Here is a 13,754-nt window from a genome sequence, read left to right as displayed (position 1 = left end):
CGTATGGCCGCGTCCGCTTCACGGCCGGACCGTACACTGCCATGCGTAGCAGCTGCGTAGCGACGGGCCTTAGCAACCGGATATTGCCTGTTCAATGCTTCGGGGCGGACGAGTTGGCCTGTAAGCCGGATTCTGTTCCGCACCACTTACGCGGTGCGGCGGCGACCATCCATCTGGGCACACCGTTGCCGGGTACCTCAAGCGGCCTACCCGCAGATTCGGGCGAGCAGCCCTCAAACACCTGCGCGACCGCACCGAAATGCGGCCTTCTTGGCCTTGCTTCGGGTGGGGTTTACCAAGCCGTCCCGGTCACCCGGAACGCTGGTGCGCTCTTACCGCACCGTTTCACCCTTACCACCTTGCGGTGGCGGTCTGTTTTCTGTGGCACTGTCCCGCGAGTCACCTCGGATTGCTGTTAGCAATCACCCTGCTCTGTGAAGTCCGGACTTTCCTCGACCCGCTTTTACGCGTGCCGCGGCCGCCCGGCCAACTCGTCCGCGCTGATCACCGTACTACGCGGTGCCCGGCAATGCCGCACCGTAAACCGCGACCACCACCGATCGGTCCGGGCTGTTCTCCGACCACACGCCGATCGCGGTGTTGGCGCAGTCGGACATGATCGCGAAATCCGCGGGGTTGTAATACCACCGGTTGAGGATCTCGATGCCGCTGATAGCCACCGCGGGGTTGATCGCCACGGTTTCGGCCACCGTCCCCGGAAAGCCCGCAGCCTGCGCGCGGGTCTGCGGCGTGGATCCGTCGGAGCCGAGGTCGCCGTCCAGATCCCGATGTCCCAGAACGTCTTTGGCGTGCCATTCGGCGGCCAGCACCAGCCGGGGATCGACCATCACCTTCTCGGCGCAGCCGGCCTGGTGGTGAATCGTGTAGACGTTGGTCACGACACTGTCGTTGAGACGCGAGTTGTCGGCACCGGCAACGGGCGGCGTCCCCGCCCCGGCAATCATGATCGCCAATACCGCCGCGCGGCGCACATCAATTCCCATCTGCCACCTAGCCCCTACACCGGGTCGAACTGCGAGACCAGCCACCGGCCACCGACTTTGTCCAAAGTAACCCGGACACTCGAGGCGGTGGTGGTGGGCGGTCCGTCGCCGATCGTGGTCGCCTGGTCGACGAAGAGCAGCACCACCGCATGGCGCGCACTCGCGCTCACCGAGGACGCCGCGGGCACCGTCACGACGGTCGAAATGTGCTGTTGTTTGGCGCCGGGCGCCACGACTTCCTTGATCAGTTGGGTGTATTCATCACGGAAGGCGCCGGTCATTCCGTCGGCGGCCGCCGCCGACGCGGACTCGACGGTGTCCGGGCGGTACGACAACATCGCGATGGTGGCATCGGTCGCGGTCTGTACCGACTGTGCGGCCGTCTCCCGCGCGACGCGTGCCGACACGTCCTGCCATCTCAAGTAACCCGCCGCAATCGCCAGCGTCAGGACCACGCCCGGCAGCAGAGCTACCGGCGCCCAGCGCCGCAGGGTCGTTCTCGACACGCTGAACCCCCTGCTCACTGGACGAACGCGATGTTGGACACTTTGGGGCCGTCGGCGGTGCGTTGCAGGCTGATTCGCATCCGCCAGTGCCGCGGTTCGGGTTGGACTGTCCCGGCGATTGTGGTGCGCACCGAGACCGCCAACAAGACGTAGGCCCGGTCACCGTCCACCGATTGCAGGCCGGCCTCGGTGACGGTGCCTTCCGACTCCGACTGGGCCTGTTTGACGACGTCGACGAAGGGCCGGGATCGCTGGCTGAAGTCGTCGCGGAACTCCCCGGTGGTCGAATCGATGATGCGCTGCACATCGGTGTCGGCCTGCGCGTAGCTGATCGTCGTCAGGTTGATCGCCGCTTGACGTGCCACCTGGACGTAGCTCTCGCGCTGCGCCTGAGCCTGCTGGATGTGGTGGTCGCGGTAGCCGAGCCAGCCGACCGCACCGGCCAGCGCCGCCACAGCCAGGATCGCCCCTACCGCCGCTCGGCGTGCTATTCGCCCGGGGGCAGCAACATCGTCTGCCATGTCTGCTCCTTCCGTTGGGGGGCCAGATCTGTGCGGGTGTTCCGCTTGCCGTCCGGGCCGAGGTAGCTGCCGGTCTCCGGGTCGTAGGGAACGAAGGCGACCGGCGGCGCAGGCGCAGGGGCACGCGGCGGATCCTGCGGCACGGCCTGGCCGGACAAGGTGGCGTTGGGATCGCCCTTCCAGTTGTAGCCGTCGTTGAGCGGAATGTACGACTCGTCGCTCTCGCACATCTCGACCGTGGGGGCACGTTTGGCGGGGTCGTTCTCACAGGGAATGTTGCGTGCGCCACGCACATTCAGGTCCGAGTCCTGCGGCACCCGGCAGTACAGCTCGCCGGCGGGCCGATCCGGGTAATCCACGGAGCTGGGCGCCCGCTGTTGGCGGGCCGGCAGAAATCCGGTGTTGCACGGCGGCGGGTAATTCATATTGAGGTTGAAGTCCAGGTAGATGCCGCGATAGGGCGTGTTGAGGCCCGAGTCGGCCAGCGTGATCGCCGACATCACCGCGGTCCCCTGCGGAAACAGCACCAGCAGCTGCTCGATGCCCTGATGGAACGTCACCGCGATCTGACCCAGGCTGACCATGTTGGCCAGCAACACCGGCAGCGCCGGAGCCACCCGACTCAGCAGCGCATTGGCCTCATCGAGCGCCGGGGCGCCGACGTTGAGCAGGCCCGCGAACGCCCGGTCCTCGGCGTTGAGCTGGTCGGTGATCGAGGCCAGCCGCTGCGCCCACGTCGCGATCGAATCCGCGGTGACTACTTGGGAATTCAGCACCGGTGGGGTCTGATCGATCAACTGCGCGAAGGGTTGCGCGGCCTCGCCGCCTTCGATGGCCAGCGACGTCGATCCGGCGACGATGCGGGACAGTTCGGCACCCAGACCGCCCACCGCCTTGTCGGCCTCGTCGATGACGGTGCGCAGATCGTCGTGCGGGATCGCCAGCAGTGCACGGTTGGTGGCATCGAGCAGGTTGGCGATGTCGGCGGGAATGCGCACCTTGTCCGCCGGGATCACGTCACCGGCACGCAGCATCCGCTGATCGGTGGCGCCGGCGGTCGGGGTGAGTTCGAGGAACTGCTCACCGATCGCCGAGCGGCTGTGCACCGCGGCCATCACCTGCGCGGGCACCTTGATCGCCGAGTTGAGTTTCAGCACGGCACGCACCCCGTCGGCGTCGACGTCGATGGCGCTGACCCTGCCGATCTCGGTGCCGCGGTAGGTCACCACCGACGTCGGGTACAGCCCGCCGGACGCCGGCAGTTCGACGGTCACCGTGTAGCGGCCGATGCCGAAAAGTGCTGGGACCTTGACGAAACCGAACGCCATCACCCCGCCGGCGACGAGAGTGACCGTCGCCAGGATCGCCAGCTGGGTCCAAACGGTGCGGGACAGCCGAAACACCTCAGTACCCCCCGAAGTGGTAGGGGGCGATCAGCGGGTTGCCTGCGGTGTATGGGCTGGGCATCTGACCGACGGTTCTCCCCCACTGCATTTCCAACTCGGTGAGGTCGCCTTCCCACCGTGTTCCGGTGAACAGGCCGCTGTCGATCCGGCTCAACGTCAGATCGACGACCAGACTGATGTTGGCGAAGTCGCCGCGAAACCAATTGGGGATGTTGCTCTTGACCCAGGGGTAGGTGGACAGGAAGTCCAGGCCCTGCGTCAGCGCGGGACCGGCGTCGGCCAGCGAGCGCAACACCGGGGCGATGTTGCGCAGGTTGGCCACCAGGGCCTCCCGGCTCTGGTCGACGGTGGAGACCGCGATGGCGCTGAACTTTCCGAGCGCGTCGGCGGCGTCGGCGATCTTGGTGCGCTCCTGCGCCAGCACCGCCAAGGCCTGCGGGATCGTCGTCAGCGCCTTGTCCACGGTGCGGTTCCGCTGGGCGAACTGGCCGACCAGGCCGTTCAGCTTCTCGGTGGCCGCGATGATGTCATCCGTCTGATCGTTGAGTGCGGCGATGAAGGTGTCCAATTGCGTGAGCAGGCTGCGCATGTCGCTTTCGCGCCCCGCCAGCGCGCGAGCGAAGCTCTGGTTGATCTCCTGCAGCTGAGCCAATCCCCCACCGTTGAGCAGCAGCGAGACCGATGCCAGGGTCTGCTCGGTGCTCGGATAGGTGGCGGCCCGAGACAGCGGGATGACCGCGCCGTCCGTCAGTTCGCCGCGCGGCGGCTCGTCGGTCGGTGGCGCCAGCTCGATGTGCATCGAGCCGAGCAGGCTGGTCTGACCGACTTTGGCGGTGCTGTTCGCCGGCAGGTGCACGCTGTTGTCGATGCGCATGGTGACCAGCGCGTGCCAGTCCTGGACCTCGATCCTGGTCACATTGCCCACGTTGACGTCGGCGACGCGCACCCGTGAGTTCTGCTGAATGACTACGACATCAGGCAATTGGGCCGAGATCGTGTAGCTGCCGTTTCTCGCCGCAGTGCCCGGCAGGCTCAGCGAGTTCAGGCCCCGCCACTGGCAACCCGTGGCCCCGGAGGCAACCGTGATGCTCAGCGCGATGACCACGAGCCGCTTCACGGGGTGCCCTCGGGAGGCGCCGACGGCAGCAGCAGGCCGGGCAGGCCCAGTTCGGGGTCGATAGGTTGGCGGGGCGGCTCAGCCGGCTGTTGCGCAGCGTCGGGCCTGAGCCGGTCCTCGCTGTAGGTGATCTCGTTCGGTCGCGCCGCGGTGCCGACGAACGGGTTGCCGCCGATCGGCAGGAAGTTGTATTGGCGGTTCTTGATGATCGGCGCCAGATATTGCACGCACAACTTCGATGCCTGCAGTGAGTTCGCCCGCGCCAGAGCTTCGATTCCGCCGCAGATGAATTGGACGGTGGTGGCGAAGTTCCCGAGCGCCATCACCCCGGTGATCGCACTTTGGGCCGGCTGGTAGATGTTCACGAAATTCTGGAACACCGAGGGGGCGATGTGCAGAACCTGTTTGAGGTCGCCGCGGCTTTCGTTGAGTGCGGTCGTGATCGCCGTCAGGTGATCGACGGTGACGCCGAAGCCCTCCCGGTTCTCGCCGATGAATCCGCGTAGGTCGTTGACCACGCCGTCGAGACTTGTTATCGCGTCGGCGAATTCGCGGGGCGAATTGTTCAGCAAGGTGGTGATATCGGCGAGGTTGACGTTGAATGCCGCCAGCAGGTCGCTGCTGGAGGTCAGCGCCGAGACCAGCAGTTGCATGTTGCGGACCGTGCTGAAGATGTCGGTGCTGTGGTCGCCCAGCGCCGACATCGCCTGCGACAGTTTGATCACCGTCTCGCGTGCGGTGTCGCCCTGACCCCGCAGGTTGGCCGCCGCGGTGTTGACGAAGGCGCCGATGGCGCTGCGGCCGGCGGTGTCGGACGGCTGCAGCGAATCGGTGAGCTTCTCCAGCTGCTGCCTGAAGTCGTCCCACTCGACCGGAACCGCCGTGCGGTCCTGGCCGATGCTGGCGCCGTCGGCCAGTTCGGGACCACCCGTGTACGCCGGGACGAGCTGGATCGCCCTGGCGCTGACCAACGACGGCGACAGGATCGCCGCCCGGGCATCGGCGGGTACCCGGTACTGGCCGCCGACGGAGAAGGTCACCTTGGCGGTGTCCGGCAGCGGTTCGATGCGCTCGACGGTGCCGACGGCAACCCCCAGGATGCGGATTTCGTCGCCGGTGTAGAGGCCATTGGTGTTGGTGAAGTAGGCGGTGTAGACGTGCTTGCGCAGTTGCTCCCAGGGCGGTCCGGCCACCAAGAATAGTGCGAGGACAAGGCTCGATACCAGCACGGCCGCGGTCGTCAGCCGCAGGAGTCGCACGCCGTTGGCGGCCAGGCTTACACCGGCGACGGAGTGGGTGCCCACGTCAGCTCCCCCCGTCTGCCGCCGGACCGAGCGCGGGTGGGCCCGGGGGTGGTCCGCCCGGTGGCGGCGCCGGCAACGGCTCCCGGTAGGGATAGCGCGGGTCTCCGGGCTTGCCGGTGATGGCGTCCGGCAAGGTCAGATTCGGCTCGCCGCCTTGTCCGGTGCGGGGAAACGGCATCGGCAGTGGCGGGGTGCCGGGCTGGCCGACGGCCGGGTCGTTCAGCTGCGAGGGCAGCAGCACATTGGGGTCCAGACCCAGATCGGAGAAGGCCGCTTCGATGGCCGGCTGCGCCAATTGGCCCGGGATCAGGTTCACCACCGACGCTTTGAAGAACGGCCCGGATCCCAGCACCTCGCCGAACGACATGGCGTAGCGGCGAAACAGGTAGAGGGTGCGCTGTAGGTCGGCTCGGCGGTTGTCGAGGATCTCCAGGACACCGTTGAGTTTGTCCACCGCGGGTTTGAGTTGCTGACGGTTGTCGTCGACCACGGCCGACACTTGGTGCGACACCGCGGTCAGGTTGGTCATCAATGCGTCGACGGAATTGCGTTGTGACAACAGTTCGCTCAGCAGGGCGTTGCTGTTGGCGACCAGGCCGGCGATCTGTTCGCTGCGCCGCGCCAGCACTCCGGTGACGTTGTTGGCGTCGGCCAGTAGTTGGCGCAGCGTGGCGTCGCGTTTGTCGAGGGTGTCGGAGAAGCGCGCCACTCCTTGCAACGCCATCTTGAGGTCCGGTGGGGTGTCTTTGAAGGTCTCGGCCAAGGTGGTCAGCGCCGAGGAGAGCTGCGTGGTGTCTAGGCCGCTGATGACGGCGGTCAGATCTCCCAGGGCATCCGGCAGGTCGTAGGGCGAGGTCGTGCGTTCGACCGGTATCGGGCCGGTGAGGTGGCCGTCGCCGCGCGGGGTCAGTTCCAGGAACTTGTTGCCCAGCACCGTTTCGGTCTTGATCGCGGCCTCGGTCCGGTCGCCGAGCACGACTCCCTTGCGGACCGTGAACGTCACCCGGACCCGGTTGCCCTCCAGCCGCAGACCGGCAACCCGGCCGACGTCGAGTCCCGACACCCGTACGTCACTGTTGGATTTGATGCCACCGGCCTCGGTGAAGTAGGCGGCGTAGTCGGTGGTGCCCTTGACCAGCGGCAGCCTGTCGTAGCTGAAGACCGCGACCACCAAGGCGATCAGCAGGAGTATGCCGGTGACGCCGACCGCGGGCCGATTGCGCTCGGCCAGCGGCTTGATGGTGATCCGCGGCAGTTTCGGTCTCATCATTTCGGGGCGCACCGTCCGGTCGTCTGGTTCATGATCTTGGAGTAGAGCGGTTGGCCGCCTTTGCCATTCACCTTGATCACCAGGTCACACATGTAGAAGCCGAAATAGTCGCCGTAGAGCCCGTTGCGCGCCAGCACCTGGTAGGCGTCGGGCAGTGTCTTGACCAGATCGTCGACATAGTCGCGGTCGGCCATCACTTGGCCGGCGGCCCGATCGGTTTGCGTCACCACATCACGAATGGGTTCGCGGGCCACGGTCAGTAGGTCGGCGACTGAGCCGGCGGCGGCGTTGATGTAGGCCACGCCCTTGGTGATGTCGGTGCGGCGATCCGCCAGTCCCTGAACCATCTGGGTCAGCGAGTCCAGCCCGTGGCCGAACTCGCGGTCGCGGGTGCTGAAGGTGCCCAGCACGGTGTTGAGGTTGGTGATCACCTGGCCGATCAGCTCGTCGCGGCCGGCCAGTGTCGTGGTCAATGCCGAGGTCTGCGACAACACCGAGGCGATGGTGCCGCCCTGGCCCTGAAATACCTTAAGCAGCTCACCGCTGAGCGCGTTCACCTGGTCGGGGTCCAACGCACGGAACAGGGGCCGGAATCCTCCGATGAGGGCGTCCACGTCGAGTGCGGGTTCGGTCCGCGTCAGCGGAATGGTCTGGCCCGGCGCCAGGGTGCGTACCGACCCCGCGCCTTGCTCCAACGACAGGTAGCGGTCGCCGATGAGGTTCTCGTAGCGCACGGCGGCCCGGGTGCCCTCGGTGAGCGTCAGCCCCCGGTCGATCAAGAAGTCGACCGTGACGGTGCCGTCGGGGTGCAACGCCATGTGGGTGACCTTGCCGATCTCGACACCGGCGATGCGAACGAAGTTGCCGCCCTTGAGTCCCGAGACGTTGGTGAACTCGGCCCGATAGCCGACCCGGGAGTCGAATCGGAACTGCCCGAACACCGTGACCAGGATGAAGATGAACACCAGGCACGTCACCGTGAACAGCACGACCCAGGTCAGGGTTTTGCCGATGTTGCCTCTCATGGCGACTCCGGCCCGGGCGCGGGCGGTCCGGGATAGCGGATTCTTGGCGGTTCCGGTTCCGGTTTGGTGACCGGGAAGTAGTTGGCGAAGCCGGGGAAACCGATGCCCGGGTTGGGCCGAACGTCCAGGCCGGTACCGAATCCGGTGTCGGTCACCAGATACTTCACCGGGAAGTTCTTGCTCACGTCGGGCAGTGAGCCACAGCTGGGCCTGCCGCCCGGTCCGCCCCGGGCGTTGACCAGCGGCAGGTTGTCCGGGTACCGATACGGGTCGTCGCCGGCGAGCATCGCTGCGTCCATGATGACCGATCTACCGTTGCCGCCCATGGCGTCTCGTCCGCCGTTCTCCAGGAACCATTGCGCCCCCTGGAACAGGCAGGTGTAGGTCGGCGAGTACTCCTCGAGCAGGTCGGTGGTCGGTGCCATCAGGCGCAGCGCCTGAACCAGTCCGGGCTGGTTTGCACCGATGGTGTCGATCCCGGTCGCGGAGAAGCCGACCGCGGCGAGCAGCAGCGCGTCGAGTTCGCCGGCTTGGGCCGTCAGCGTTGTGCTGGTGGTGGATGCGGAGCCCAGGATGTTCAGGATGTTCTGCGCGGCAGCGGAATACACTCCGGTGGTCTGGCCGAACAGTTGCCAGTCGCGCTGCACGGTCGGCATGCGTGGGTTCACCGCCGTCAGCATCGTGTTGGCGCCGGTGATCGCCCGCCCGATGACGTCTCCCCTGCCCCGAACCGATTCGGCCACTGCCGACAGCACCGAATTGAGCTTGGCGGGGTCGATGGCGTGCACCACCGCCTGCAGGTTCTCAAACATGGTGTTGACTTCCACCGTCACGTTGCGTGACCGCAGCACCGCACCCGCCTTGAGCCGCTGGCCACTGGGGCCGCCGGAGGGAATGATCAGATCGACATACTTGGCGCCGAACGCCGTGCTGGACTTGATCTCGGCTTCGATGTTGCTCGGCAGGTATCCGAAAGGCCGCGGGTACATCTTCAGATTCAGGGTGGACCCTCGAGTGTGATCGGATCCCGGTTGGGTGCCAAGGGATCTCACCTCGCCGATCTGAATACCGCGCAGTTTTACCTTGGCTCCGTCCTCCATCACCAAGCCGGCTCGATCGGAGACCAGCGTGAGCGGGACGTATCCCCGGAACGCTCCGGAGAACAGCAGGGCGGTCATGGCGCACAGGGCGGTGATCACCACGACCAGGACGGGTGACCACCAGATCGGGTCGATCCCGCCGCGGCGGGACCTGTTGTGGGTTCCAGTGCTCATTGACTCACCCCGCCTCACCCCGACAGGTGGAAGTTGCCGGACTGTCCGTAGACGGACAGTGTGATGGTCAGCAGCACAAACACCGTTGCGGTGACCGAGGTTCGCACGGCGCGGCCGACGGCCTCGCCAACCCCGGCCGGGCCACCGCTCGCGGTGAAGCCGTAGTAGGTGTGCACCACCATGACCGCGGTGGCCATCGACAGTGCGGCCAGAAACGACCACAGCAGATCGGTGGGCTCTAAGAAGGTGGAGAAGTAGTGGTCGTAGACGCCCCGTGACTGCCCATAGATCACGGTGGTGCCGAAGCGAGTCGCCAAGAACGCCATCAGCACTGCGACGGTGTAGAGCGGGATCACCACCAGAACGCCGGCGACGATCCGGGTGGCGGCAAGGTAGGTGATCGACCGGATGCCCATGGCTTCTAGTGCGTCGATCTCTTCGTTGATCCGCATCGAGCCGATCTGCGCGGTGGCACCGGCGCCGATGGTCGCGGCCAACGCCACCCCGGCGGTGGCCGGGGCGATGAATCGGACGTTGAGGAAGGCGCCCAGGAAGCCGGTCAGTGCTTCAATTCCGACGTTGGACAAGGTGTTGTAGCCCTGCACGGCGATCAGGGCCCCGGTCGAGAGGGTGAGGAAGCCGACGATGACCACGGTGCCGCCGATGACGGCCAGCGCACCGGCTCCCATTCCCATGACCGCGATCAGCCGCAGCACCTCGCCGGGGTAGCGGCGGACCGCATCCCCGATGGCGGCCAGTGCGGCGCCGTAGAAGGCGGTCTGTTCGCCCAGCCGCCGGGCGGTGTCGGAGGCCGTCACGGCGCGACCTTCACACCGAAGGCGGTGGCCAGGATGTTGATCAGAAACAGCGCCATGAACGCGAAGACGACGGTCTCGTTGACGGCGTTGCCCACCGCCGTCGGGCCGCCGCCCACCGACAGCCCCTTGTAGCAGGCGATCAGTCCGGCCGACAGGCCGAACAGCAGGGCCTTGATCAGCGAGACCACCACCTGCGGCAGTCCGGTCAACAGCGTCATCCCGGCCACGAAGGCGCCCGGCGTGACGTGCTGCACGAACACCACAAAGGCATAGCTTCCGGTCAGGCCCACCACCGCGACCACCGAATAGAGCATCACCGCAACGAATGTCGCTGCAATGACGCGGGGAACCACGAGGGCCTCGACGGGGTTGACGCCGATCACCTTCATGGCGTCGATCTCCTCGCGAATCGTGCGGGCACCCAGATCGGCGCACATGGCGGTGGCGCCCGCCCCCGACACGACGATGGCGGTGACCACCGGGCCGACCTGGGTGACGGCCGCCAGCGCCGCGCCGGCGCCGGAGAGGTCGGAGGCGCCGATCTCCAGCAGCACGATGTTGAGGGTGAAGACGATGAGCACGGTGTAGGGAATCGACAGCATGATCGTCGGGACGATCGACACCCGTGCCACGAACCAGATCTGGTTGATCAGCTCGCGCCAAGCCCACGGTGGTCGCGCCATCGCCGCGAACGTCTCGCCGGCAAGCACGACGAAATCGCCGACCGCGATCGCGGGCTTGGACCAGGAGTGCCCGCTCATCGCTGCCTGCCTGTGGTGTGCGCCAACGCGTCAGCCCGTTCGTGCGCGCACGAGCCGTCCAGTCGACGACGGCTCCGCCACTGTCCCACCCGGTGCGCATGTCACTGCTGATCTCCCGCGCATTCGTCGCTCCCCTCCTGTAGTTGGCCGAACAGTAGGAGCGCACCAGTTAGCTGTCAACGCGCCAAAATGGCCCACTACCGTGCTGTTCATGGAAGCTGCTGGTTGCCAGGCGCCGGCGTTTTGGCGCACGGCGATTTAATCGAACCGACCCGAACGGCGACACTCATCGCGTCCCGCAGCGCGGTTTGCGGGCCGTGGCGCACACTCGAGAGCACCCGATCGGAAGGAACCTCAGCCATGGCGACGACGGTGACGCGCTGGGAGCGGCGGGTGGGTGCCGGAGATTGGGACGCCGTCACCGCCGAGCTCGATGAGTGCGGCGGCGCCCTGTTGCCGCGGCTGCTGACCGTCGCCGAGGCCGCGCGGCTGCGGCGTTGCTACGCCGACGACGAGCGCTTCCGTGCCACGGTCGACATGCAGCGCCATCGCTACGGGTCCGGGCAGTACCGGTATTTCGCGGCACCGGCACCCGATCCGGTCGATGCGCTCAAGCGCGCGCTGTACCCGCATCTGCTGCCGATAGCCCGGGACTGGGCTACCCGGCTGGGCCGCGACGCGCCCTGGCCCGACGACTTCGACGAATGGCTGCAACAGTGCCACCGGGCCGGTCAGACCAAACCGACCGCTCTGATGTTGCACTACGGCCCCGGCGACTGGAATGCACTGCACCGGGACCTCTACGGCGAGTTGGTGTTTCCGCTACAGGTAGTGATCAACCTCAGCGAACCCGCCGTCGACTACACCGGGGGCGAGTTCCTGCTTGTCGAGCAGCGCCCGCGTGCGCAGTCTCGGGGCGTGGCCGTGCAGCTGCCACACGGCCACGGTTATGTGTTCACCACCCGCGATCGCCCGGTGCGCTCCACCCGCGGCTGGTCGATGGCGCCGGTGCGCCACGGTGTCTCACCGATCCGCTCGGGTGAGCGCTTCACGCTGGGGCTGATCTTTCACGACGCCGCGTGATGCGGGCTTCCCGTACGCCGCAACAGGATCACGTTGTCGGTCAGCACGCCGGTCTGGCCGTCGGGTCCGACCGCGTCGCGCTCGGCAGTCCCGAGCCGCAGCAACTCGAACTGCGCATCATCGAGCGCCAATCCCGCGAGGACCTCTTCGGCCGTGGCGAAGTGATGCTCGTGCACGTGCTCGCCGGCCCACGGCGGCGCGGCGGCATGGTCGACTATCAGTAGTCGCCCGCCCACCGCCACGGCGTCAGCCGCCCGGCGCAGCACTGCTTCGCGTTCCAGTGGCACCGGCGAGTGCAGGAACTGCGCCGACACCAGGTCGAATCGGCCGGCGGGGAAGCTGGTGGACAGATCGTGGCGCTCGAAGCGGATGCGCGAGATCACCTGGCGCTCTTGCGCAGCGGCACAGGCCCGTTCCAGCGCGTTGGCCGAGACATCGACTGCCACCACCTGCCAGCCGTCTTCGGCCAGCCAGATCGCGTCGGCGCCCTCGCCGCAGCCCAGATCCAGTGCCCGGCCCGGCGCCAGGTCGGCGGTGATCTCGGCGAGTTGAACGTTGACCTTTCCGCTCCACACCCGTCCGTCGCCGCTGTAGAACTCGTCCCAGAATTCGCGTGGGTCGCGCAGTGCGTCGGTCATCGGTCTGTGTTCCTTCCGTTCATGACTGGCGGCAGCGGCAATCCGTAGTCGTCGGCGGCCAGGCTCTGCACCACCGCCGCCGCGGCGCGGGAGCCCGCCGCGATCGCGGTAGCCACCTGTGGCATCTCCGCCGTCAGATCCCCGGCGGCGAATACCCCGGGAATCGAGGTACGGCACAACGGATCGACACCGACAGGGTCTTGGGCCACGGGGCCGGGTTCCGCGACCGCCACACCGAGGCGCTCGGCCAGCTGGTCACGTTGGCGCAGGGTCGTCGCGACCAGTAGGCCGCGCCTGGGGAACCGCTCACCGTCGGCGAACACCACCGCCGCCAGCTCGCCGTCGTGCGCGTCCAGCTCAGCCACCGGCCGTTCGTCGATTTCGATGCCGGCTCGGGCCAGTCGGCTGCAGTCGTCGGCGCCCAGCTCGGTCGGACCGTTGGTGAGCACCACGATGTCGTCACTCCAGCACCGCAGCAGAAGCGCCATGTGCACCGCCCGGGCACCGTCGGCCAGCACCGCCAACGGCAGATCCCGTACCTCCCAGCCGTGACAGAACGGGCAGTGGAACACCGAACGGCCCCACAGCTGCGCCAGGCCGGGGAGATCCGGTGGCAGGTAGGTCATTCCGGTGGCCAGCAGCACGCGGCGTGTTCGTTCTTCGCGACCGCCGAGAAGCCGCACCATGAACCCGCCGTCGACGCTTTCGATGTCAGCCACTTCACCGGAGCGGATCTGCACACCGTAGGAGGCGAGTTCGTCGCGGCCGAGCCTGTAGAGCTCGACCGGCGGGCGGCCGTCGTGGCCCAGCAGGCCGCCGATTCCGTGTGCGCTGCGGTTGCTCTGCTGGCCCGCGTCGATCAACAGGGTGTTACGCCGGGCTCTGCCCAGCACCAGACCGGCGCTGAGCCCGGCCGCGCCGCCGCCCACCACTATGCAATCCCAGATTTCGCTCATGAATCGAGCATGCAGCCTGCAGCGCAAAACAGCACGCTCGTTTGCCATCCAGGCAAATGGCCGCCCCTAGG

Annotated in this window: 14 protein-coding genes and 1 other RNA gene; 1 reads left to right on the top strand and 14 read right to left on the bottom strand. The window is 66.9% G+C overall.

Annotated elements, in window-relative coordinates:
* Positions 1-105 precede the first annotated feature (105 nt).
* From rnpB to ACKY0W_RS08795, 12 genes are all read right to left on the bottom strand, one after another.
* Positions 106-494, bottom strand: an RNA gene (gene rnpB / locus ACKY0W_RS08850) — RNase P RNA component class A.
* Positions 495-512: 18 nt separating this feature from the next.
* Positions 513-1,004: a CAP domain-containing protein gene (locus ACKY0W_RS08845; protein ID WP_409437250.1), complete on the bottom strand. Its 492-nt coding sequence runs from the start codon at positions 1,002-1,004 to the stop codon at positions 513-515.
* A gap of 14 nt (positions 1,005-1,018) precedes the next feature.
* On the bottom strand, positions 1,019-1,510 hold the full coding sequence (locus tag ACKY0W_RS08840) for a hypothetical protein (protein ID WP_409437249.1): 492 nt from the start codon (positions 1,508-1,510) through the stop codon (positions 1,019-1,021).
* A gap of 14 nt (positions 1,511-1,524) precedes the next feature.
* On the bottom strand, positions 1,525-2,031 hold the full coding sequence (locus ACKY0W_RS08835) for a mammalian cell entry protein (RefSeq protein ID WP_409437248.1): 507 nt from the start codon (positions 2,029-2,031) through the stop codon (positions 1,525-1,527).
* Positions 1,998-3,434, bottom strand: a complete 1,437-nt coding sequence (locus ACKY0W_RS08830; RefSeq protein WP_409437247.1) for an MCE family protein — start codon at positions 3,432-3,434, stop codon at positions 1,998-2,000. Before ACKY0W_RS08830 ends, ACKY0W_RS08835 begins: the two co-directional genes overlap by 34 nt.
* A 1-nt stretch (position 3,435) precedes the next feature.
* Positions 3,436-4,554, bottom strand: coding sequence for a virulence factor Mce family protein (locus tag ACKY0W_RS08825; protein WP_409437246.1), 1,119 nt, complete (start codon positions 4,552-4,554; stop codon positions 3,436-3,438).
* Entirely contained in the window at positions 4,551-5,858 is a 1,308-nt protein-coding gene (locus tag ACKY0W_RS08820) for an MCE family protein (protein WP_409437245.1), read from the bottom strand. The genes ACKY0W_RS08825 and ACKY0W_RS08820 overlap by 4 nt, the downstream gene beginning before the upstream one ends.
* Before the next feature lies 1 nt (position 5,859).
* Positions 5,860-7,128 (bottom strand): MCE family protein, encoded by a 1,269-nt coding sequence (locus ACKY0W_RS08815; protein ID WP_409437244.1) that lies wholly within the window; start codon positions 7,126-7,128, stop codon positions 5,860-5,862.
* Positions 7,125-8,153, bottom strand: a complete 1,029-nt coding sequence (locus tag ACKY0W_RS08810) for an MCE family protein (protein ID WP_409437243.1) — start codon at positions 8,151-8,153, stop codon at positions 7,125-7,127. The genes ACKY0W_RS08815 and ACKY0W_RS08810 overlap by 4 nt, the downstream gene beginning before the upstream one ends.
* Complete coding sequence (locus ACKY0W_RS08805) at positions 8,150-9,427, bottom strand: MCE family protein (protein WP_409437242.1); 1,278 nt, start codon at positions 9,425-9,427, stop codon at positions 8,150-8,152. Before ACKY0W_RS08805 ends, ACKY0W_RS08810 begins: the two co-directional genes overlap by 4 nt.
* 14 nt (positions 9,428-9,441) lie before the next feature.
* Entirely contained in the window at positions 9,442-10,245 is an 804-nt protein-coding gene (locus tag ACKY0W_RS08800) for an ABC transporter permease (RefSeq protein WP_409437241.1), read from the bottom strand.
* A complete protein-coding gene (locus ACKY0W_RS08795; protein WP_409437240.1) occupies positions 10,242-11,006 on the bottom strand; it encodes an MlaE family ABC transporter permease in 765 nt (254 codons plus the stop codon). The genes ACKY0W_RS08800 and ACKY0W_RS08795 overlap by 4 nt, the downstream gene beginning before the upstream one ends.
* A 372-nt stretch (positions 11,007-11,378) precedes the next feature.
* On the opposite strand from ACKY0W_RS08795, the gene ACKY0W_RS08790 reads away from it, so the two are divergent.
* Positions 11,379-12,089 (top strand): 2OG-Fe(II) oxygenase, encoded by a 711-nt coding sequence (locus ACKY0W_RS08790; RefSeq protein ID WP_409437697.1) that lies wholly within the window; start codon positions 11,379-11,381, stop codon positions 12,087-12,089.
* Here the strand turns inward: ACKY0W_RS08790 and ACKY0W_RS08785 are convergent.
* Positions 12,074-12,727, bottom strand: coding sequence for an SAM-dependent methyltransferase (locus ACKY0W_RS08785; RefSeq protein ID WP_409437239.1), 654 nt, complete (start codon positions 12,725-12,727; stop codon positions 12,074-12,076). The two genes, ACKY0W_RS08790 and ACKY0W_RS08785, sit on opposite strands and share 16 nt — an antisense overlap.
* Positions 12,724-13,683 carry an NAD(P)/FAD-dependent oxidoreductase gene (locus ACKY0W_RS08780; RefSeq protein ID WP_409437238.1) on the bottom strand — a complete coding sequence of 320 codons (960 nt, stop codon included), beginning with the start codon at positions 13,681-13,683 and terminating at the stop codon, positions 12,724-12,726. The genes ACKY0W_RS08785 and ACKY0W_RS08780 overlap by 4 nt, the downstream gene beginning before the upstream one ends.
* Positions 13,684-13,754: the final 71 nt, after the last annotated feature.

The sequence above is a fragment of the Mycobacterium sp. SMC-14 genome (assembly GCF_046250075.1).
In the GTDB taxonomy this organism is placed as follows: Bacteria; Actinomycetota; Actinomycetes; order Mycobacteriales; family Mycobacteriaceae; genus Mycobacterium.
This window is presented reverse-complemented; position numbering and strand designations above follow the sequence as displayed.

What these genes read in the sequence shown, in the direction of transcription:
- ACKY0W_RS08845 (WP_409437250.1), bottom strand. Translation starts at nt 1,004, where the DNA reads ATGGGAATTGATGTGCGCCGCGCGGCGGTATTGGCGATCATGATTGCC.
- ACKY0W_RS08835 (WP_409437248.1), bottom strand. Translation starts at nt 2,031, where the DNA reads ATGGCAGACGATGTTGCTGCCCCCGGGCGAATAGCACGCCGAGCGGCG.
- ACKY0W_RS08815 (WP_409437244.1), bottom strand. Translation starts at nt 7,128, where the DNA reads ATGATGAGACCGAAACTGCCGCGGATCACCATCAAGCCGCTGGCCGAG.
- ACKY0W_RS08810 (WP_409437243.1), bottom strand. Translation starts at nt 8,153, where the DNA reads ATGAGAGGCAACATCGGCAAAACCCTGACCTGGGTCGTGCTGTTCACG.
- ACKY0W_RS08805 (WP_409437242.1), bottom strand. Translation starts at nt 9,427, where the DNA reads ATGAGCACTGGAACCCACAACAGGTCCCGCCGCGGCGGGATCGACCCG.
- ACKY0W_RS08795 (WP_409437240.1), bottom strand. Translation starts at nt 11,006, where the DNA reads ATGAGCGGGCACTCCTGGTCCAAGCCCGCGATCGCGGTCGGCGATTTC.
- ACKY0W_RS08785 (WP_409437239.1), bottom strand. Translation starts at nt 12,727, where the DNA reads ATGACCGACGCACTGCGCGACCCACGCGAATTCTGGGACGAGTTCTAC.
- ACKY0W_RS08780 (WP_409437238.1), bottom strand. Translation starts at nt 13,683, where the DNA reads ATGAGCGAAATCTGGGATTGCATAGTGGTGGGCGGCGGCGCGGCCGGG.